The sequence below is a fragment of the Micromonospora sp. DT43 genome, assembly GCF_049841645.1.
GTDB lineage: Bacteria > Actinomycetota > Actinomycetes > Mycobacteriales > Micromonosporaceae > Micromonospora.
Genome location: NZ_JBNCKR010000002.1, coordinates 373869 through 394342, shown reverse-complemented (window position 1 = coordinate 394342; position 20474 = coordinate 373869). Strand labels below are relative to the sequence as shown.

The window sequence follows — 20474 nt, the reverse complement described above, 5'->3', positions numbered from 1 at the left end:
GGTCGCCGGCGGCGGCGACCGTATACTCCTGCCTCATGACCGCGTCTGACACTCGTCGTTCCGGCCCCGTTCCGACCACTGTCGCAGTGTCCGCTGACGCGGGTAGCACGGTCGTGGACGCCGGTCCCTCGGCGGCGGAGCCGGCAAGGGCCGAGACGGACGAGGCGACCCGGCCCGTTGGGCAGGCGGACGAGGGAAACCCGCCGGCCGGCCGACGGTTCGGCCGGGTCGACGCGTTGATCGCGGCGGTCTTCCTTCTGGGCGCACTGTGGGTGACCGGCCGGGGCTGGCGGGACTTCGACGGACGGCTCCTGGGTACCCGCCCGAACGACCAGGGATTCAACGAGTGGATGCTGGCCTACGCCGCCCACGCGGTCAGTCACCTGGAGAACCCGTTCTTCACGACGCTGCAGAACGCGCCCGACGGCGTCAATCTGATGACCAACGTCGGGATGCAACTTCCGGGGCTGCTGCTCGCGCCTGTCACTCTGCTCTTCGGCGCCTCCTTCTCCTATCTGCTCTTCATTACGCTCAACCTGGCCGGCACCGGTTACGCCTGGTACTACGTGCTCTCCCGGCATGTCGTGAGCTCCCGGGCCGCCGCCGCCGTCGGAGGTGTGTTCTGCGCCTTCGCGCCGGCCCTGATCTCTCACAGCAATGGACATCCGCACATCACCGCGCAATGGCTGGTGCCGTTCATCGGGTGGCGGGTGCTCGTGCTCGCCCGACACGGTCGCGTACTACGGGACGGTCTGCTTGTCGGTGCGCTTGTCGCAGCCCAGTTCTTCATCAGCCTGGAGATCCTCTTCCTCCTCGCCCTCTGCTGCCTGATGGTCGTCCTCGCGCACCTCGCCGTCGAGCCACGGGTGGCGCTGCGCCGCGCCGGCCGACTGGCCGGCGGCTTGGCGATAGCCGGAGCCGTCGTCGCGGCCGTGGCCGCCTACCCGCTCTGGATGCAGTTCGCCGGGCCGCAGCACCGGGTGGGCCATCCTGGCGAGCCGGACGTCTACGCGCTGAAGCTCGGCTCCTACGTCCGCTACGCGACGGAGTCGATCGCTGGCAGCGCGACCAGCGCCAGCGGCTGGGTAGCCAACACCACCGAGCAGGCCAGTTTCTACGGCTGGTCGTTGGTGGTGGTCGCGCTCGCCGCGGCCTGGTGGCTGCGCCGGGAGGTCACCGTCCGAGTGCTCGCCCTGGTCGCCGTGCTCTGCGCGCTGCTCTCTGTGGGCACCACCTGGACCTGGGGAAGAGAACGGACCGCCATTCCGGCACCGTTCGCGCTGGTGGAGCATCTGCCGGTCTTCGACTCGGTGGTGGTGGCGCGATTCGCGCTCATCACCACCAGCGCGATCGGCGTGCTGCTCGCTCTCGCGGGGGACCGAATCGTCGCACGACACAAGGCCGGGACGCCGACGGACAGGTTGCTCGTCCCGCTCGCCGGTGTGGCGACGCTGGCTGCGCTATTGCCGATTCTGCCGACCCCGCTGGCGGTTCAGGACCGTTCTCCGGTGCCGCATTTCGTCACCGGAGGCGCGTGGAAGGATCATGTCGCTTCCGGCCGTACCCTGGTGCCGGTTCCGGTGGACAACATGACCTCGCTCTACTGGAGCTCGGCGGCGCTGACGGGGTTCGCGGTCCCGCAGGGATACTTCCTCGCCCCGGTCTCGAAGACGGACGGGACCGGACGGTGGGGGGTCGAGCCGCAGCCGACCGCGAAGCTGCTCACCGAGGTGGCGGCCGGTCGGCGCGATGGTGCGGTCACACCGGCAGAGATCGCTCAGGCCCGCGCCGACGCCCGGTACTGGCGCGCGGACGCGGTGGCGCTGCCGGGACGCCGTCGGCAAGCTGAGCTCAAGGCGGTGCTTGACGCGATGTACGGCCCAGCTCAGCGGGTGGACGATGTCTGGTTGTGGGACGTACGTCCGTTCAGCCGCTGAGCTGCGCCGCAGGGCAGCGGGTCGCCAGCTGTACGTCGCCGACCCGTTGTGCAGGAACGAGGAGTGGTGGCGAGGCCCCGGCCGTTACCCGGCCGGGGTTCGCTGCGTTGCGCCACCTGACGCGCGCACCGCTGTGAGTCGCCTCTCCCGCCCGTTCACCAACGAGACACCCCGGCGATACTTGTGTTACTTGCCCCGTTAAAGGTCGCGGCGGCCGGTATCGAACGCGCCAACATCGGCGAGCAGACAGGGAGTGTGTCGTTGTTCAGCAGAATACGGAGCCAACAGGGTGTCGCCGTCGTCGGCGCGACCCTGCTGGGCTACGGAATCATGGTTCTGGCCGGCGTCCTGGGCTGGGTGATTCCGTTCGCTGTCGCCGCGTTGGTCGCGACAGCGGGTGAGTTCGCCCTCGCCCACCGGTTCGCCGCCACAGCCGTTCTGCTGGAGAAGGCCGGTGTCGAGCCGGTCTGGCGGTGGCTCGTCCGCGACCTCTCGGTGACCCTGCTGATCGTCAGCACCGTCCGCCCCGGGGTGGCCGCCACGATCGGGATCATGCTGCTGCCGGCCGCGCTCTGGGCCGTGGCCGTTGGCACCACCGCGTTGAACCGGGTCGTCGAGGGCCGGGCCGCGACGCCGGCGTTCACCCGCAACATCGATGTCGGCGCGGTACGCGGGGTGCCGACCCTGCCGGCCTGGGCCGAGCGCGTCGTGGGCCTGCGGATGCCGGTGCTCAACTTCCTGCTGCCGCCGGCGGCCGTGGCGGCCGCGCTTGTCGACGGGGTCACGCCCGTGCTGGTGACCGGTCTGGTCACCCTCGCCATCGGGCTCGTCGCCGCGGCGGTGCTGACGTCCACCCTGCTGCGTGGGCGCGGCCGTACCCCGGGGGTGCTGCCCGCCGTGCACGACTGGCTGGCCCGGGAGCGTCCGGAGGTGGCGCTCTACTTCGCCGGCCCCGGCAAGGACGTCTACCAGGCCAACATGTGGCTCGCCCCGGTGGAGGCGGTGGGCCGCCGCGCGGTCGTGTTGCTGCGCGCCGAGGACGCGTTCGAGGCGCTTGCCGACACCCGGCTGCCGGTGATCTGCGTGCCCGCCGGGGTCGACTTCATGAACCTCGATTTCAGCCCCGTCCGAGTGGCGCTCTACGCGGCGAACGTGGGCGCCAACATCCACATGATCCGTGAACCCGGGGTCCGGCACGTCTTCGTCGGGCACGGCGACAGCGACAAGCAGGCAAGCGTCAACCCCTACAGCAAGGTGTACGACGAGGTGTGGGTGGCCGGTCGCGCCGGACGGGAGCGGTACGCGCAGGCCGGGGTGGGCGTGCTCGACCAGGACATCGTCGAGGTGGGCCGGCCGCAGTTGTCCGGGGTGCCGACCTTCGGCTCCGCCGCGACAGACCGCCGGTTCACCGTGCTGTACGCCCCCACCTGGGAGGGGTGGCTGGACGACGACCCGCACCACACGTCGCTGGTGGCGATGGGGGAGCGGATCGTGTCGGGAGTCCTCGCCGCGAACGTGCGCCTGATCTACAAGCCGCACCCGCTGACCGGCACCCGCTGGGACAAGGCCCGGGCGGCCAACGACCGGATCATCAACCTGATCCGGGCCGCCGGCGGCGAGGTGGACGTGGACTCGCTGGAGGGCGACGCCCACCTGGTCGTCACCGGCCGGGTGCCGGCCCTGTTCGACTGCTTCACCGTCACCGACCTGCTGATCAGCGACGTGTCAAGTGTGGTCTCCGACTTCGTGCAGAGCCAACGGCCGTACGTGGTGGCCAACCCGGCGGGCCTGCCGGAGGACGACTTCCGTAGCGCGTACCCCACGTCCCGGGCGGCGTACCTGCTCTCCGCCGACTGCGGTGAGTTGGGGAAGATCCTTGACCTCGCCCAGGCTGGCGACGACCCGATGACCGCAGCTCGGCGTGAACTGAAGGAGTACCTGCTCGGCCCGGACGAGCCGAACCCGATGGATCGTTTCCGCGCGGAGATCGAGCGTCTCTGCGCCTGAGCTGCGCCCGGTTGCCGGTGAGCGGCGCTCCGCTCACCGGCAACCGGTAACGGTCAGTCCCGACGCGGCGGGTTCGCCACGTCCCGGGAGACGACCTCGCCCTTCTCGTCGACCCAGCCCTTCGGTCGGGCCGGGTTACCGGCCACCAGCTGGTACGGCGCCACGTCTCGGGTGACGACCGAGCCAGCGGCGATCATGGCGTACTCGCCGACCTCGATGCCGCAGACCAGTGTCGCGTTCGCGCCGATGGAGGCGCCCCGCCGGACCAGGGTCGGCGTGATCGTCCAGTCCGGATTCTGCGCCCGCGGCCGGAAGTCGTTTGTGAAGACCGCACACGGGCCGACGAAGACCTCGTCCTCAAGCGTCACACCCTGGTAGACGGAGACGTTGTTCTGGATCTTCACGCGGTCGCCGACAGTCACGGTGGCGTCGACATACACGTTGCGGCCGATCACGCAGCCCTCGCCCACCTGGGCCGACGATCGGATGTGGGCCAGGTGCCAGACCTTTGTGCCGTCGCCGACCTGGGCGCCGTCCTCGACGTCGGCGGTGGGGTGGACGAAGACCGAGGGGGTCGGTGAGGTGCTGTCAGTCATCCTTCAACTCGCATGGGTCGCAGGGCGCGCCGGGCGCCGTCGGTGACCCGCGCCGCCTCGGGCCGGAGACCGGGCACCGGGCGCGCGGATCGGGGCTGCCACGCTGCCCCGGGCACGAAGAGTGTCGTCGGGGCGCGGGACTCGGCAGAGCATATCGACCGCTCAGCGGAGCAGCGCCGCCACCGCCTCGGCGGCCGGGGTGTCCACCGGCAACGCCTGCGCCGCCGCCACCGCCGCAACCGGCAGCGGCCCGTACAGGTGGGGGAAGAGGTGCCCGCCGCGGGACGGCTCCCAGCGCAGCGCGTCGCCCAGTCGCTCCTCCTCGACGCTGAGCAGGGTGAGGCCGGTGACGCCGGTGAAGTGCCGCCGGGCGGTCTCCACCACCTGGTCGCCGGCGGAGAGGTGGATGAAACCGTCCTGCCGGTCCACCGCCGAGCCGGTGAAGGTGCCGGCGGCCCGGGCGTCGTCCCACTCGGTCGTCGGCAGCAGCTTGTAGATCATCTCCGCAGCCTACGTCGGCCCGGTGGGCGTTTCGGCCGTACCGCCGCCGACCTCGGTCGCGGCCCGGCATGCTCAGGTGGAGCGGCCGTGGAGGGATGGACGATGGCGAGCTACGACGACGACTGGACCGACACCCAGCGCGGGTTGTACGACGAGTGCTACCGGGCCGGCGGCGAGTGGGCCGAGGACCCGGACACCCCGTCCGACGACGTACAGCATGTGATCAACCTGGCCGAGGCGGACGACGACGCCTTCGACGACGCCGAGATCGACTATCCGCCCCTGGTCGACGCCGTCACCCAGGCCAGCGGCGTCAACGTCACGAGCGTGCCGGCCCGCCACGACGACCCGGGCTTCCGGGGCTTCGCCGACGGCGTCCGCGACGCGGTAGCCGACGACGTCTTCGGTCTGTAGCCGACCCGACCGGAGGCGGCCTCCCGCTCGCGGCGCCCTTCTGCCACCATTCGCAGGACGGCTGCGACGGATGGGGGCACGGTGCGGATCCTGCTGGTGGAGGACGACCGCCGGGTTGCCGCCGCGCTCTCCTCCGCCCTGACCCGCCGCGGCTACGAGGTCGAGCACGCGGCCACCGTCGCGGCAGCCCTCTCGGCTGCCCCCTGCGACCTGGTGCTGCTCGATCTGACCCTGCCCGACGGGGACGGCACCGACGTGTGCCGGGAGCTGCGCCGACGCAGCAGCCAGCTCGGCATCATCGCGGTGACCGCGCGAGGTGAGGAACGCGACCGGGTGCTCGGGCTGCGCCTCGGCGCGGACGACTACGTGGTCAAACCGTTCTCGATGGTCGAGCTGCAGGCCCGGATCGAGGCGGTGCTGCGCCGCGCCGCGAACGCCGCGCCCGAGCGGCACCTGATCGAGGCGGGCGCGGTACGCATCGACGTTGCCGCCCGCACGGTGACGGTGGCGGGGCGCGAGGTCACGCTCACCCGCAAGGAGTTCGACGTGCTGCTGTCGCTGGCCCGCCAGCCGGGGGTGGCGGTTCCCCGCGACCGCATCCTGCTCGACGCCTGGGGCACCACCTGGGCCGATCGGCACACAGTCGAGGTGCACGTCGGGTCGTTGCGCGGCAAGCTGGGCGACGCGCGTCTGGTGGAGACCGTCCGCGGGGTCGGCTACCGGTTGCGCGATGCGTGAGGGGCTGCCGTGCGCCGTCGACTGGTGATCAGTTACCTGCTGCTGATGGTGCTCGTCCTCATCGCGTTGGAGAGCCCGCTCGCCGTCACCCTGGCCAGCCGGGAGACCGAGCGGGTACGCGCCGACCGGCTCGCCGACGCCACCCGGTTCGCCTCGCTGGCCGGGCCGGCACTGCGCGGCGGCGGGCCCGGCCCGATCGGGGCGGAGCTGCGCAGCTACGACGAGCTGTACGGGATCGGCGCGGCGGTCGTCGACCGGGACCGGGGCATCGTCGTCGACTCGGCGAGCTGGCAGTCCACCGGGACTGCCGTGGTGCTGGACGTCGCGCTGTCCGGGCAGCAGGCCAGCGCGCCCGAGTCGGTCTGGCCCTGGTCGGCCGGGCCGGTGGTGGTGGCGGTGCCCATCAACGACGGCGGTGAGGTCCTCGGCGCGGTGGTGATCGTGACGCCGGCCGACGAGATCCGTCGGGCGGTGGGTACCTGGTGGCTGCTACTCACCCTGGCCGGCCTGCTCGTCGTGCTGGCCTGCGTGCTCACCGCGTTCGGGCTGGCCGGTTGGGTGCTGCGCCCGGTGACCGAGCTGGACGCGGTCACCCACGAGATCGCCGAGGGTGATCGGGGGGCGCGTGTGCAGCACCGGCTCGGCCCGCCGGAGCTGCGCAGACTCGCGGCCAGCTTCAACCACATGGCCGACGTGGTCTCCGACGTGATGGACCGGCAGCGCGCGTTCGTCGCGCACGCCAGCCACCAGTTGCGCAACCCGCTCACGGCGCTGCGGCTGCGGGTGGAGGAGCTGGGGCCCAGCCTCACCGACGCGGACGGGCGGTCCGAGCACCGGCTGGCGCTGGAGGAGACCGACCGGTTGGCGCTGGTGCTCGACGCGCTGCTCACCCTGGCCCGCGCCGAACGGGAGGAGAACGAGCGGGTCACCGTGGACGCCGCCGCCGTGGCCGCGTCCCGGGTGGCCGCGTGGGCGCCGTTGGCCCGGCACCGTTCGGTCGCGCTGCGGCTGGCCACGAGCGGCGCCCCGGCGTACGCACGGACCGTGCCGACCGCCGTCGACCAGGCGTTGGACGCGCTTATCGACAACGCGGTGAAGTTCAGTGGGGCGGGCGGGGCGGTGACGGTGACAGTGGCCCGCCGCGATGGTGGGGTGGTCCTGGAGGTGCGCGACACCGGCCCGGGGATGACGGAGAGTCAGCTCGGCCAGGCCACCGAGCGGTTCTGGCGGGCGCCGGACGCGCAGAACGTCGACGGCGCGGGGCTCGGCCTGACCATCGCCGCCGTGCTGGTGGACGCCTCCGACGGGCGGCTCACCATGTGGCCCGCCACGCCGCGCGGGCTGGTCGCCGGCCTGTGGTTCCCGGAGCCCTCACCAGAGCCCGAGCTGGCTCCCGAGACCGGGCCGGCCGGGGAGCCGGCGGACGAGGACACCGCCGTCGACAGGCGGCCCGCCCCGGCGCGGTAGCGGGCCGAGCAGGCGGGATCGCCCGCCCGTCGACGGTCAGGGCTTGGCGGCCCGGTACCAGGCGGCGGCCCCGGGGTGCAGCGGCAGCGGCGCGGTGGCGATCGCCGAGCGGGGGCTCATCCGCCCCGCCGCCGGATGCGCCGCGCCCAGCTCGGCCCGCCGCTCCATCAGCAGTCGGGTCACCTCCCGCACCAGCGGCTCCGGCAGGCTGGCCCGCACGATCAGGTAGTTCGGGTCGGCGACGGTGGTCACCGGGTTCATGCCGTACACCGAACGGGGAATGTCCCGGGAGACGTAGACCTGGCCGTAGCGGGCGCGCAGCGGCTCGGTCCACTCACCCAGGTCCACGACGCGGGTGGCGCTGCGCCCGGCCAGCTCCTCGATGCCCCGCACGGGCAGACCGCCGGAGAAGAAGAACGCGTCGATGTGCCCCGTGCGCAGGGCCTGCACCGAGTCGTCCAGGCCGAGTCGTTCCCGGCGTACCGCGTCGCCGCCGAGCCGGGCCACGTCCAGCAGCCGGGTGGCCGTGATCTCGGTGCCGGATCCGGGCGCGCCCACGGAGACCCGCCGGCCGCGCAGGTCGCCGACCGTGCGGACCGGGCCGCCGTCGGTAGTCACCAGGTGCAGTTGGTCGTCGTACACCCGGGCCACCGCGTCCACCGACGAGCTCTGCGTCGGGCTGCTGGGCAGCACGTCGGCCTGGGTGAAGCCCAGCTCGGCCGCTCCGGAACCAACCAGGCGGACGTTCTCCGCCGAGGCGGCGGTGATCACCACGCTGGCCCGTACACCAGGCAGCTCCCGGTTGAGGATGGTGGCGAGGGACTGCCCGAACGCGTAGTAGACGGCGGTGGGGCTGCCGGTGGCGATCCGGATCGGCATCGGCTCGGCCGGGTCGTCCCGGCAACCGGCGGCGGCGAGGGCCACGACCAGCACCAGCGCCGCCGCTCCCGCACGGCGTGGACCGGCGCGACCCGAGGAGGTACGACTCACGCGGTGCACTGTGCGCGCTACGGCGGATCGGCGCAAGCCCGTACCCGTCAGTGCCGCCGAGGGATGCCGCTCAGCAGGCCGGGCGGTGGGCCGGCTCCGGCGCCGTGCCCCGGGCCGGCTCCATCGACGCGCTGCGCAGGATGCGCTCCCGGTCCGGCCCGTCGGCCACGCTGACCAGGAAACATCCGGTGCCCGGGCGCAGCACGGCCGGCACGTCGAGCACGGCAGCGCTGCGGATCAGCACGGCGGCCAACTCCCGGTCGGTGAGCCGCACGCCGAGGATGTGCCGCCGCACGTGCCGCCCGCCGGCAAGCAGCGCCGACCGCCACGCCGCCGCCGCGAGCCGGGACGTCCACCGGCGGCGGGCCGGCGAGGCCCCCGGCACGGGACCGCCCAGCAGCTCCCGACGCCCCTGCCACCACCCGGCATCCACCATCCGGGCGTACGCCCCCCGGTGCTCCGGCGGCACCCACAGTCGGTGCAGCTCGTAGCGGCGGCGCAGACCGCCGACTGTCACCTCCTGGGTGACCGGGATGTCGAGGCGGGCGAGCAGCTGCCGCATCCGCTGCGCGGCGTCCTCCCGGTTGAACTCGACACCCGGCGCGTGCGACGGCAGCGCGACGGCCGAGCGGGCGCCGGTCGGCGGTGCCGTGCAGCGCAGCAGGCAGGCGGCCTCGAACGCGTCGCCCAGGGTCAGCCAGTCCAGCGGGGGTGGCGTCGCCGGCGAACGGGGCCGGTCGAGCAGGGCGGGATCGCGGGCCAACGGAGGCTCCCTTGTCGGAGTCTGGGTTCACCTACCGTGGCCCCCACGCGCCCGTAGCGGAACGCCTCCCGCCCAGCCTTGAGGAAATCTTGCGGCTCGCGCACCGCTACAGGTCGGTCACGACCAGGTCCACCTGCCGGACCCGGCCGGCGGCGGCGGGCTCCTCCACCACTGTGTGCTTCAGCTCCCGCAGCGTGCCGATCAGCTCCGCGGCGGTGCGCGGCCGAGCCCCGGCGATCAGCAGGTCACGCACCAGCCGCCCCTTCGTCGCCTTGTTGAAGTGGCTCACGACCGAGCGGACCGGCACGCCGTCGACCTCCCGCTCGTGCAGCACCCGCACGGTCACCGTCCGCTCGGCCAGCTCCCCGCGCGGCGTCCAGGTGGCCGCGTACGCCCCGGAGCGCAGGTCCAGCACCGGGCCCCGACCGGTCGCGCCGGCCAGGACCGGCGCCAGCTCCTTCCGCCAGTACGCCGATAGCGCCCCGACGCCCGGCAGGCGAGCGCCGATCGGGCAGCGGTACGGCGGGATCCGGTCGGCGAGGCGGACCGCCCCCCACAGCCCGGAGCTGATGAGGATCGACCGGCGGGCCGCCCGCTGTGCCGCCGACGGCAGTGTGGCCAGCTCCAGCGCCTCGTAGAGCACCCCGGTGTAGAGCCGTTCGGCCGGCGCGGTGGCCGCCGCGCGCAGCCGGGCGTTGCGGCGCAGTTCACCGCGCTGGCCGTCGCTGAGCCCGAGCGCCGACAACGCGGCCTCCTCGTCCGGACCGGCGCTGAGCGCCACGAGCGCGTCGAGCACCCGCTCGCGGGCCGGGTTCAGCTCCGACAGCGAGAGCTTGTCCGGGCTCCAGCGCCGTCCGGTGCCGGCGTCGGCCTTCCCCTCCGAGGGCGGCAGCAGGATGAGCATTCTGGGTCTCCTCGAACGGGCGGATCGGCGGCCCGGCCAGCGTACGACCCGCCGCTACCGCCAGGGCCGCACCGGTGTGTCGGGGTGGTACACGCGATAGCCGCCCACCTCGCGTACCGCTGCGGCGTCGGGCCGGTCGGCGAGCAGCCGACGCAGCCGCCGGTCCATCGGTGAGTCGACCTCCACCACGTAGCCCGGCCGGGCGGCCCGCCCGACCTGCCGCCAGTACGGCCGGTAGCGGTTCTGCCCGGGGGACAGGTCCCCGTCGAGCACCGCGCAGACCACCGACTCGTCCGTGTTGAAGGTCAGCCGGTTGCAGGTCCAGTAGTCCCCGTACACCTCGTGGGGGCCGTCGGCGCGCAACGCGGCGGCCAGCTCCCGGGCCTGGCGTTCCTCGGTCCGCGACGCGGCGGTTCCGGTGGTCGCGAAGAGCACGGTCACCACAAGCGTCGTCGCGGTCAGCGCCGCCAGCACGGCGGTGGCCAGCGCGCCGGCCAGCCGGCCGAGCGCGCCCACCGTGCCCCGCCAGCAGGCGAGCGCCGCCACCCAGAGCGGCCAGAGCACCGCCGGCAGCGACAGTTGCAGCACCGACAGGTAGCGGGCGTTGTCCAGCGGACTGGTCGCGGCGAGCGGGCTGCGCACGTACGACAGCAGGGTCAACGCCGCGCCGACGACAAGCGCGAGCTGCACCACCGGCCCGACCCGCGCGCCCCGCAGCGTGCTCCCGCCCTGCGTGCCGGGCCTCCCGGCCTGCGTGCCGGGCGAGGTGTCGGCGGCCTGCGTGCCGCTCGTCATGCGGGCGGCCCGGCGGTACGCGAGGAGCGCGAGCGCGGCGGCGGCCACCAGCAGCACCGGATAGAGCAGCCCGAACCACTGCTGCCACCGGCCGCACCCGTCGACCGGGCAGAGCCCGTGTGCCAGTGGCACCCCCTCCAGCAGGCCGCCGGAGATCCGGTCCGACCACGGGGGCGACGGACCTGCCTTGGTGCTGACCTCCCGGAACACCGTCAGCGAGTCCTCACCCGGCCCGGCCCGCAGGTTGTCGACGATCATCGGCGCCACCCCGGCCACGACGCCCGCCACCAGCAGCAGCCCGGACCAGCCCAGAAGCTCCCACCGAACCGCCCACACCAGGGCCAACCCGGCCACCGCCACATACGGCAGGATCAGCCAGTCCGACCAGGCGGCCAGCCCGACCAGGAGCCCGAACAGCGCGACGGCCAGTCGCCGGTGGCGTACCGTCCCGGCGGCCAGCCCCACGGCGATCAGCAGCATCAGCAGCACCGCCGGCTTCACCTCCGGCCGGCCGCCGACCACTGTGAGCTGGTCGCGCACCACCCGCTCCGGTCCCAGCGCCAGCAGGCCGACGACGAGGACGGCGAACCACGGCGTGTAGAGCCGGCGGGTGAGCCGGTACGCGAGGTAGAGGAAGACCGCGTACAGGGCGAGCATCGGCAGCCGCAGCACCGGCCAGCTCGGCCCGGCCACCGCGAGCAGCGGCGCGGCCAGGTACGACTCCAGCATGCCCATGTAGTGCTGGCCGTACAGGAAGACCGGGCGTTCCCGACCCTGCCCGATGTGCAGGGCGGCCAGCCCGAAGGTCGCCTCGTCGCTGTTCGACACCGGCACGGTGTACAGCGTGAGGATCAGTCGGTACCCGACACCGACCAGCCCAACCAGGAGCGCGACGAGCGCCGGCCGGTCGAGTCGCGGACGCCACCGCCCGCGGTGCTGCTCTGGATGCGACACGACCACGCCCCCGTCGTCGTCCCGACCGGAGTGTTTCACGTTCCGCCGGGCCGCCGTGGACGATCGGCGCAGCCCGACCCGGCCGGATCGGCCCAGCGTGGCCGGCTGGTTCGGCGCGGTCGACCCCGGCTGGTTCGGCCCAGCCGGGTCGGCTCGCGTGGCCGTGACCGTCGACGTGTGGCAGGGTTGGCGCGTGCCACCCACACCCGCCGGCCAGCTGGCCGTGCCGAACCTGCACCGGGCCGCGCGGATCGAGGATGCCGTGCACCAGCTCGTGGAGCGTCGGTTGCGGCGCACCGGCTGGCGGATGAACATCGTGGCCTACACCGGCTACGGCCGTCCGGGTTGGGTGCGGGTGATGTGCCGGGTGTTGCTGGGTCGTCCGGATACCCGCCAGCGGGGTCGGCTGGAGAAGGTCCGGGGTTGGCGCAGCTTCACCACCCTGCCGGCCAAGCACGTGACAGTGCACATCGAGGCAGGCGGGGTGCGGCACGAGGCCCGCGCCGATCGCAGCGGCTTCGTCGACACGCTCGTCGAGGCCGACCTGCCGCCCGGCTGGGGCACCGTCCGACTCAGCGTGCCCGACGCCGAGCCGGTCGACGCGCCCGTACGCATCCTCGACCCGGACGTCAAGTTCGGCATCCTCTCCGACATCGACGACACGGTGATGGTGACGGCGCTGCCCCGGCCGTTGCTCGCCGCGTGGAACACCTTCGTCCTCGACGAACACGCCCGCGCCGCGGTGCCCGGCATGGCGGTGCTCTACGAGCGGCTGGTCACCGCGCACCCCGGCGCCCCGGTCTTCTACCTCTCCACCGGCGCGTGGAACGTGGCGCCGACGTTGACCCGGTTCCTGTCCCGGCACCTCTACCCGGCCGGGCCGCTGCTGCTCACCGACTGGGGTCCGACCGCCGACCGCTGGTTCCGCAGCGGGATGGAGCACAAGCGGTCCACCCTGGCCCGGCTGGCGAAGGAGTTCCCCGACGTGCGCTGGCTGCTGGTCGGCGACGACGGCCAGCACGACCAGGAGATCTACCGGGAGTTCGCCGCCGCCCACCCGGAGAACGTCGCCGGGGTGGCGATCCGCCGGCTCTCCCCGACGCAGTCCGTGCTGGCCGGTAGCCTGCCCGCCCCGGCGGGCCGCCCGTCGTCGGGGCCGGTGGGGCAGAAGTGGCTGTCCGCCCCGGACGGCGCGGGCCTGTGGATGCTGCTCCGCGACGCCGGCCTGGTCTGACCGCCAGATCCGTCCGCTGTTCCGGCGGTCAGCGGTTGGTTGCCACGCTGCGCTACGGTCGCTCCCGACCCGCCTGAGCGGCGGACGGGAGCGCCTGGGCTACTGGTGGCACTGCGCGGTGACCGTGCGGACAAACGACGGCCGCGAGGTGCGGACCCTGGTGCGCCATTCCGTGGTCACTCCCGACGACCGAGGACGGTCGATCGAGTTCCGCCAGGTTTGCTGCGGAAGGGGCAACATCGTAGCCTGCTATTGCCGCTTCCTGGGCCGCTGGCGAGCGAGTGGAGCATCATGCGGAAGAATCGCCTGATGCTCGTGGCGATGAGGAGCTGGGGCGTCTGGGTCGGCGGGTCGGCGCTCTGGGCTGTCTTCGGCTTCATGATGACGATGTTCAGCAGAAATCCGGCGAATGGCCGAGGTCAGCTGGTTCTTGTTGCCGCATTCTTCGCGGGAATCTGTTATTTCACCACGCTCGTCACCATGTTCTCCTCGGTGAAGGCGACTCCAGCCGCCCTTCTGGTGGTCAACCCGGCAAGGGCGACCTCGATACCGTGGGGTCGGGTTGTGGAGGTGGTTGCAGAGCGTGGTCTCGTCGTCCGGGTCGGCGGCGCGGGCGATGTCCACTGCTACGCGTTCCAGCCCTCCATCGTCGGCAGGCTGATGGGGTATCCAGGCGCCCGCCGGGCGGCCAAGAAGATCGACAGCTACCGCAAGAAGACCGCTCGCCTGGGTGCGACGGATGAGCCGAGTGGTGAGGTTCCCTGGCGACGCCACGTTCTGTGGTTGACAGGCGGCTGGTCGATCTTCGCGTTGCTCATACCCTCGCTGGTTCGTGGCCTTTGAGGAACGTCCCCCTGCCCCATGAGGATGGCCGTGACCTGACGTCGCCTGTCCTGTCGCCGACGTGTGCTCTCGGGAGGTGGGAGGAGAACGGCCTGTCGGTCGTGGTTCTGGAACATCGTCCTGCTGGTGGTCATGACGTGGCCACGGGGCATCGATGCCTCTTGACCACTTGATGGTGAGCGGTTACCCGAAGGGTCCTGGACCTGGTCAGCGTCAGCGGCGTACCCGGTAGCGCAGGTGGAGCACCCGGTTGCCCTGGATCGCCACGTCCGGGTCCTCCAACAGGTGCTGCGCGCGGACCGACCCGAAGTAGCGCTTGCCGGACCCGAACACGACAGGTACGACGTCCATGCGCACCTCGTCGACCAGGCCCGCGGCGAGCACCTGGCCGCCGACGTCGCCGGCGGCGACCTCGACGATGCGGTCGCCCGCGAGCTTCTGCGCCGTGGCCACGGCTGCCTCGACGCCGTCGACGAAGTGAAACGGCGCCTCGGGGTTCCAGCCCTCGGGCTTCGGACGGTGCGTCACGACGACCGCGTGGTCGACCCCGCCCGGTGGCTTCCCGTCCCAGCCGTCCGTCATGTCGAAGACGTGGCGGCCGACGATCGTCGCCCCGATCTGGTCCCAGTACGGCCGGGTGTAGTCGTACGACGCTTGCGACACCGTCAACTGGCCGTCGGAGTCCAACGGCACGTCACCGCCGAGCAACCAGTCGAACAGCGGTCCGGGCTGGTCGTTCTCGTCCGCGATGAAGCCGTCCACCGACACCGAGCTGTACATGACCACTCTGCCCACGGGCGCTCCTCTGCTGGGGGATGCCCTCAGATTAGGGTTTCGAGGGCTGTCGCTCTTGTAGGAAATCAATCGGTCGGCAGCGGCCACCCGTCCAGCACGTGACCGGGATTCTCGCGCAGGAACCGCTGCCGGACTTCGACGTACCGGGTCGGTGTGAGCCCGGTGAACGCCCGGAACTCGTGGCCGAAGTGGGCCTGGTCGAAGTAGCCCGCGCCGCCGGCGAGGTCGGCCCAGTCGATCGGTTCGGCGGGGTTGATCGACAACACGGTGGCCGCGAAGCGGTAGGTGCGCGCCAGCCGCTTCGGGGTGACGCCGATCAGCTCCTTGAACCGCTGTGCCAGGTGGGTGCTGCTGACACCGGCGGAAGCCCTCAGGTCGTCGATAGTCATCGTCCCGCCGGTCGCGGCGATGACGCTGCTCGTGTGGCGGACCAGCCCCAGGCCGGCGGTCTCACACAGCCGCCGCGTCAGCTCCTCCTCGAGCAGCGTCAGCATCTCGTGCGGTCCGTCCGCCGCGGCCAGCCGGTCTCGCAACTCGGCAACGGCGGGCCGACCCCACACCTGCTCCAGCGTCACCGGTCGGTCGCACAGCTCGGCCGCGGGCATCCGCAGGAACGGTGCCAGCCCCCACGGCTTGACGTGCGCGCCGACGGACCGGGTCCGGAGTGGGTAGCCGAAATCGAACGCGCGGGTGGGAGTGGTGATGACGCAGCCGTCGGCGTACTCGGAGGTCTCGACGTCGGTGCCGGCACGGATGCGGAACGGCGGGCCGAGGTTGACGATGAGCAGCGCCGCCGGCATCGGCGGCAGCGTCAACCGGGCGTACGGCGGCACGCCCTCCAGGTAGTAGAGGTCGTCGATCAGCCCGTCCAGCGGCGGTCGCGGCACTCTGGACACGTACTCCACGCCCACAGTATCGGCGGCCGCGCGCGCCGGGACGGTCCCGCCGCGCGGTCACCTCGGTCGAGCGGATCCAGGCCGGCTCAGCTCTGGCGGAGCCAGACGACGCCCAGCGGGGGCACCTGGAGGGCCGCCGAGGCGACCATGCCGTGCCACGGGACGTCCTCGGCGTGCACCTCGCCCATGTTGCCCACCCCCGACCCGCCGTAGTGGTGCGCGTCGGTGTTGAGCACCTCGGCCCAGGTCCCGCCGGCCGGGAGGCCGATCCGGTAGTCGTGCAGCGGCTGGGCGGAGAAGTTCGCCACGCACACAAGCGTCGAGCCGTCCGGGGCGATCCGGACGAACGACACGGTGTTGTTGGCGACGTCGTCCCCGGCGATCCACCGGAACCCGGCCGGCTCGGTGTCCTGCGCCCACAGCGCCGGGGTGGCCCGGTAGACGCGGTTGAGGTCACCGACGAGCCGCTGCACGCCGGCGCGGGCCGGGTCGTGCAGCAGGTACCAGTCGAGGCCGCGCTCCTCGCTCCACTCCCGGTCGTCGGCCAGCTCGGAGCCCATGAACAGCAGTTGCTTGCCCGGGTGCGCCCACATGTACGCCAGCAGCGCGCGGACGTTCGCCAGCCGCTGCCAGGTGTCGCCGGGCATCTTCCCGGCCAGCGAGCCCTTGCCGTGCACGACCTCGTCGTGGCTGATCGGCAGCACGTAGTTCTCGCTCCACGCGTACGCCAGGGAGAACGTGAGCTGGTGGTGGTGGTGCTGGCGGTAGATCGGGTCCTTCGACGTGTAGAGCAGGGTGTCGTGCATCCAGCCCATGTTCCACTTGAAACCGAAGCCCAGCCCGCCGTCGGCGGTGGGGGCGGTGACGCCCGGCCAGGCGGTGGACTCCTCGGCGATCATCACCACGCCGGCGTGGTGCTTGTAGACGGTCGCGTTCACCTCCTGCATGAGCGCGATGGCCTCCAGGTTCTCCCGGCCGCCGTACTGGTTGGGGGCCCACTGGCCCTCGTCGCGGGAGTAGTCGAGGTAGAGCATCGAGGCGACCGCGTCGACCCGCAGCCCGTCGACGTGGAACTGGTCGCACCAGTAGAGCGCGTTGGCGACCAGGAAGTTGCGCACCTCGCGGCGGCCGAAGTCGAAGACGTACGTGCCCCAGTCGGGGTGCTCACCGCGACGCGGGTCGGGGTGCTCGTAGAGCGGCGTGCCGTCAAAGCGGGCGAGGGCCCACTCGTCCTTCGGGAAGTGCGCGGGCACCCAGTCCAGGATCACGCCGACGCCGGCGGCGTGCAGCCGGTCGACGAGGTGGCGGAACTCGTCCGGGTCACCGAAGCGGGACGTCGGCGCGTAGTAGCCGGTCACCTGGTAGCCCCAGGAGCCGCCGAACGGGTGCTCCATCACCGGCAGGAACTCCACGTGCGTGAAGCCCAACTCGGTGACGTACGCGGTGAGTTGCTCGGCCAGCTCCCGGTAACCCAGGCCGGGCCGCCACGAGCCGAGGTGCACCTCGTACACGCCCATCGGCTCCTGGTGCGGTTTGCGTTCGGCCCGCCGGGCCAGCCAGTCCTCGTCGTTCCACCGGTAGGTCGAGTGGTGCACGACCGAGGCGGTGGCGGGCGGCACCTCGGCGTACGCCGCCAGGGGGTCGGCCTTGTCCCGCCACTGCCCGTCGGCGCCGAGCACCCGGTACTTGTACCGGGCGCCGACCCGGGCGTTCGGGACGAACAGCTCCCACACACCGCTGGAGCCGAGCGACCGCATCGGCCAGCCGTCGTCCGGACCCCAGCCGGTGAAGTCACCGATCACCCGCACCCCGCGCGCGCTGGGCGCCCAGACGCTGAACGCCACGCCCTCGTCGAAGACCCGGGCCCCGAGCGCGTCCCACAGCCGCTCGTGCCGACCCTCGCCGATCAGGTGCAGATCCAGCTCGCCGAGGGTGGGCGGGTAGCGGTACGGGTCGTCGTGGACGACGCCGTCGACCTCCACCCGGTAGTCGAGCACGGTCCCCTCGACCTGCGCCTCGAAGACGCCCAGGTCGTGCACCCGCTTCATCGGGTGCCGCTCGTCCCCCACGAGCAGCACGACGTCGCCCGCGCCTCGGCGCATCGTGCGGATCGTCGTCGAGCCCTCGGCGGGGTGCGCGCCGAGCAGCGCGTGCGGGTCGTGCGTCACGCCGGTGATCAGCTGGTCCATCGGTCGTCCTTCGGGGCGGCGTCGGTCGGAGCGGAGGCGGACGGGCGGGGCGCGGCGGACGGGCGGGCCTTCGCCGTGCGAGCGGCGGATGCACGGGTCGCCATGGAGCGCGGGTCGAACGGGCGGGCCCCCGGGCGTGGCCCCTTCGCCGCCCGCTCGACGCTGGCCGTCGGGTCGGTGCTGGTCGCCCGCTCGGTGCTGGCCGTCGGGTTGGCGCTGGCTGTCGGGTCGGCGGCGGCCGTCGGTGCCGGGGTCGTCGGCGCGGTGCCGCCGGACAGCTCGTCCGGGACGTCGGCGACGGTGAGATCCGCCGGTTCGGCGCCGGCGGGTTGCGGCGCGGAGGGCGTGACCGGGCGGCGGACGGTAAGCACGTGCGCCGGTTGCAGGTACGGGTCGAGCCGCACCGCGTTGCGCTGCCCCCAGTCGTAGCTGGTGCCGGTCAGCTCGTCGTACACGGTGAACCGCTCGTGCCAGTCGAACCCGAGCTCCGGCATGTCGAGGGTCGTGTTGCCCCACTGCACCACACGTGGGTCGAACGAGCAGATCACGATGACGGTGTTGCCGGTGTCCGGATCGTGCTTCGACCAGCACAGCAGCGCGGGGTTGTCGATCTCGTGGAAGCGCAGGTTGCGGAGCTGGTGCAGGGCCGGGTTGTCGCGGCGTACCCGGTTGAGGGTGGCCAGGAACGGGGCCAGCGAGCGGCCCTGCGCCTCGGCGGCGGCCCAGTCGCGGGGGCGCAGCTCGTACTTCTCGTTGTCCAGGTACTCCTCGGCGCCCGGCCGGGCCACGTGCTCGAACAGCTCGAAGCCCGCGTACAGGCCCCAGGAGGGGGAGAGCAGCGCCGCCAGCACCGCTCGGATCTTGAACATCGGCGGGCCGCCGTGCTGCAACGACTCGTGCAGGATGTCCGGGGTGTTCGGCCAGAAGTTCGGCCGCATGTGGTCGGCCGAGGCGACAAGCTCCTCGCAGTACTCCCGCATCTGCGCGGCCGTCGTGCGCCAGGTGAAATAGGTGTACGACTGCGTGAAGCCGATCTTGCCGAGCCCGTGCATGATGGCCGGCCGGGTGAACGCCTCGGCCAGGAACAGCACGTCCGGGTCGACAGTCTTCACCTCGGCGATGAGCCAGTGCCAGAAGTCGAACGGCTTGGTGTGCGGATTGTCCACCCGGAAGATCCGGATGCCCTCGCCCACCCAGTGCAGCACCACCCGCAGCACCTCGGCCCGGATGCCCTCCGGGTCGTTGTCGAAGTTGACCGGGTAGATGTCCTGGTACTTCTTCGGCGGGTTCTCCGCGTACGCGATGCTGCCGTCGGCCCGGGTGGTGAACCACTCCGGGTGCTCGGTGACCCACGGGTGGTCCGGCGCGCACTGCAACGCCAGGTCCATCGCCACCTCCAGGCCCTGCGCCGCCGCCGCCTCGATGAAGGCTCGGAAGTCGGCAGGCGTACCCAGGTCGGGGTGGATCGTGTCGTGGCCGCCCTCGGCGGCGCCGATCGCCCACGGCGAGCCCACGTCGGTCGGCCCGGCGGTGAGCGCGTTGTTGCGGCCCTTGCGGTTGACCCGGCCGATCGGGTGGATCGGCGGCAGGTAGAGCACGTCGAAGCCCATCGCCGCCACACCCGGCAGCCGCTCGGTGGCGGTCGCGAAGGTGCCCGACCGCCCGCCCGCCGCTCCTTCGGAGCGCGGGAAGAACTCGTACCAGGCCGAGAAGAGCGCCCGCTTGCGGTCAACCCAGATGGTGTACGTGTCACCGACGGTCACCAGCTCCCGCACCGGGTGCTCCCAGAGCAGGTCGGCCAGGGCCAGCGCGGGGTCCACCCGCTGCGGCAACGGAAGGTCGGTGTCGACGAGGGCGGTGAGCGCGGCGGCGACGCGGGCACGGTCGCCGGCCGGCACCAGGTCCCGGGCTGCGGCCAGCACCCGCGCGCCCTCGGCCAGGTCGTTGGCGAGATCGGCCGGACCCTGCCCGGCGGCGATCTTCTTGGTGACCGCGTTCTGCCACGTCAGGTACGGGTCCTGGAACGCCTCGACGGAGAAGGTCCAGGCACCGACCGTGTCCGGGCGAATCGTGGCGTGCCAGCGGTCCTGGCCCGGCTCGCCGGGGCGCATCCGGGTGAACGGGCGCTGTACGCCGTCCGGCCCGGCCCACACCACGTTGCAGCCCAGCGCGTCGTGCCCCTCCCGGTAGGCGCGCGCCGACACCGGGATCGGCTCGTCGATGACCGCCTTAGCCGGGTACCGCCCGCACGAGACGACGGGGGAGACGTCTTCGATCGGGAACCGTCCTGTCACCCCGCCAACCTACTGTGCGAGATCCCTTCGCGCGCGGCCAAGCACGCCAGGCGCCCCGTCCCGACGACGACATCACACCCGCCGCGCGCCCAGCCGCCGTCGGGTCGCCACCGGGTCGCCGTCGGGTCGCCACCGCCTAGATCAACACGCTTTCGCC

Annotated in this window: 18 protein-coding genes; 8 read left to right on the top strand and 10 right to left on the bottom strand. The window is 72.4% G+C overall.

What is annotated here, in order from left to right:
* Positions 1-35: 35 nt before the first annotated feature.
* A complete protein-coding gene (locus tag ACLQ26_RS05895; protein WP_425743444.1) occupies positions 36-1937 on the top strand; it encodes a hypothetical protein in 1902 nt (633 codons plus the stop codon).
* A 261-nt stretch (positions 1938-2198) separates the two neighbouring features.
* Entirely contained in the window at positions 2199-3944 is a 1746-nt protein-coding gene (locus ACLQ26_RS05890; RefSeq protein ID WP_425743443.1) for a CDP-glycerol glycerophosphotransferase family protein, read from the top strand.
* A gap of 53 nt (positions 3945-3997) precedes the next feature.
* Here the strand turns inward: ACLQ26_RS05890 and ACLQ26_RS05885 are convergent, their stop codons facing one another.
* Positions 3998-4540 carry an acyltransferase gene (locus tag ACLQ26_RS05885; RefSeq protein ID WP_425743442.1) on the bottom strand — a complete coding sequence of 181 codons (543 nt, stop codon included), beginning with the start codon at positions 4538-4540 and terminating at the stop codon, positions 3998-4000.
* Positions 4541-4702: 162 nt separating this feature from the next.
* On the bottom strand, positions 4703-5041 hold the full coding sequence (locus ACLQ26_RS05880; RefSeq protein WP_425743441.1) for a DUF952 domain-containing protein: 339 nt from the start codon (positions 5039-5041) through the stop codon (positions 4703-4705).
* A 102-nt stretch (positions 5042-5143) separates the two neighbouring features.
* Here ACLQ26_RS05880 and ACLQ26_RS05875 point away from each other — a divergent pair, with 102 nt between their 5' ends.
* From ACLQ26_RS05875 to ACLQ26_RS05865, 3 genes are all read left to right on the top strand, one after another.
* On the top strand, positions 5144-5455 hold the full coding sequence (locus tag ACLQ26_RS05875) for a hypothetical protein (protein ID WP_393296803.1): 312 nt from the start codon (positions 5144-5146) through the stop codon (positions 5453-5455).
* 81 nt (positions 5456-5536) lie between these two features.
* The gene (locus ACLQ26_RS05870; protein WP_425743440.1) at positions 5537-6193 is read left to right on the top strand and encodes a response regulator transcription factor; all 657 of its coding nucleotides are present in this window, start codon (positions 5537-5539) and stop codon (positions 6191-6193) included.
* Positions 6194-6202: 9 nt separating this feature from the next.
* Positions 6203-7660 (top strand): ATP-binding protein, encoded by a 1458-nt coding sequence (locus ACLQ26_RS05865; protein WP_425743439.1) that lies wholly within the window; start codon positions 6203-6205, stop codon positions 7658-7660.
* Between the two features lie 36 nt (positions 7661-7696).
* On the opposite strand, the gene ACLQ26_RS05860 is transcribed toward ACLQ26_RS05865, so the two are convergent.
* From ACLQ26_RS05860 to ACLQ26_RS05845, 4 genes are all read right to left on the bottom strand, one after another.
* On the bottom strand, positions 7697-8659 hold the full coding sequence (locus tag ACLQ26_RS05860) for a TAXI family TRAP transporter solute-binding subunit (RefSeq protein WP_425743438.1): 963 nt from the start codon (positions 8657-8659) through the stop codon (positions 7697-7699).
* A 61-nt stretch (positions 8660-8720) separates the two neighbouring features.
* Positions 8721-9413 (bottom strand): hypothetical protein, encoded by a 693-nt coding sequence (locus ACLQ26_RS05855; protein ID WP_425743437.1) that lies wholly within the window; start codon positions 9411-9413, stop codon positions 8721-8723.
* Between the two features lie 106 nt (positions 9414-9519).
* Positions 9520-10317, bottom strand: coding sequence for a peroxide stress protein YaaA (gene yaaA, locus ACLQ26_RS05850; protein ID WP_425743436.1), 798 nt, complete (start codon positions 10315-10317; stop codon positions 9520-9522).
* Positions 10318-10371: 54 nt separating this feature from the next.
* Entirely contained in the window at positions 10372-12066 is a 1695-nt protein-coding gene (locus tag ACLQ26_RS05845; protein WP_425743435.1) for an ArnT family glycosyltransferase, read from the bottom strand.
* A gap of 193 nt (positions 12067-12259) precedes the next feature.
* Here ACLQ26_RS05845 and ACLQ26_RS05840 point away from each other — a divergent pair, with 193 nt between their 5' ends.
* Genes ACLQ26_RS05840 through ACLQ26_RS05830 form a run of 3 tightly spaced genes read left to right on the top strand, consistent with a single transcriptional unit; the run spans position 12260 to position 14143 of the window.
* A complete protein-coding gene (locus tag ACLQ26_RS05840) occupies positions 12260-13300 on the top strand; it encodes an App1 family protein (RefSeq protein ID WP_039907792.1) in 1041 nt (346 codons plus the stop codon).
* A gap of 7 nt (positions 13301-13307) precedes the next feature.
* Positions 13308-13610, top strand: coding sequence for a DUF6346 domain-containing protein (locus tag ACLQ26_RS05835; RefSeq protein ID WP_425743781.1), 303 nt, complete (start codon positions 13308-13310; stop codon positions 13608-13610).
* Positions 13592-14143: a hypothetical protein gene (locus ACLQ26_RS05830; RefSeq protein ID WP_425743434.1), complete on the top strand. Its 552-nt coding sequence runs from the start codon at positions 13592-13594 to the stop codon at positions 14141-14143. Before ACLQ26_RS05835 ends, ACLQ26_RS05830 begins: the two co-directional genes overlap by 19 nt.
* Before the next feature lie 213 nt (positions 14144-14356).
* On the opposite strand, the gene ACLQ26_RS05825 is transcribed toward ACLQ26_RS05830, so the two are convergent.
* From ACLQ26_RS05825 to ACLQ26_RS05810, 4 genes are all read right to left on the bottom strand, one after another.
* Complete coding sequence (locus ACLQ26_RS05825) at positions 14357-14938, bottom strand: dihydrofolate reductase family protein (protein WP_425743433.1); 582 nt, start codon at positions 14936-14938, stop codon at positions 14357-14359.
* 65 nt (positions 14939-15003) lie between these two features.
* Positions 15004-15843 carry a helix-turn-helix domain-containing protein gene (locus tag ACLQ26_RS05820; protein ID WP_425743432.1) on the bottom strand — a complete coding sequence of 280 codons (840 nt, stop codon included), beginning with the start codon at positions 15841-15843 and terminating at the stop codon, positions 15004-15006.
* 77 nt (positions 15844-15920) lie between these two features.
* Entirely contained in the window at positions 15921-18023 is a 2103-nt protein-coding gene (gene glgB / locus ACLQ26_RS05815) for a 1,4-alpha-glucan branching protein GlgB (protein WP_425743431.1), read from the bottom strand.
* Positions 18011-20317, bottom strand: coding sequence for a maltotransferase domain-containing protein (locus ACLQ26_RS05810; protein WP_425743430.1), 2307 nt, complete (start codon positions 20315-20317; stop codon positions 18011-18013). The genes glgB and ACLQ26_RS05810 overlap by 13 nt, the downstream gene beginning before the upstream one ends.
* Positions 20318-20474 lie beyond the last annotated feature (157 nt).

Coding starts and splice junctions, on each gene's coding strand:
- ACLQ26_RS05895 (WP_425743444.1), top strand. CDS start 36: ATGACCGCGTCTGACACTCGTCGTTCCGGCCCCGTTCCGACCACTGTC.
- ACLQ26_RS05885 (WP_425743442.1), bottom strand. CDS start 4,540: ATGACTGACAGCACCTCACCGACCCCCTCGGTCTTCGTCCACCCCACC.
- ACLQ26_RS05880 (WP_425743441.1), bottom strand. CDS start 5,041: ATGATCTACAAGCTGCTGCCGACGACCGAGTGGGACGACGCCCGGGCC.
- ACLQ26_RS05875 (WP_393296803.1), top strand. CDS start 5,144: ATGGCGAGCTACGACGACGACTGGACCGACACCCAGCGCGGGTTGTAC.
- yaaA (WP_425743436.1), bottom strand. CDS start 10,317: ATGCTCATCCTGCTGCCGCCCTCGGAGGGGAAGGCCGACGCCGGCACC.
- ACLQ26_RS05830 (WP_425743434.1), top strand. CDS start 13,592: ATGCGGAAGAATCGCCTGATGCTCGTGGCGATGAGGAGCTGGGGCGTC.
- glgB (WP_425743431.1), bottom strand. CDS start 18,023: ATGGACCAGCTGATCACCGGCGTGACGCACGACCCGCACGCGCTGCTC.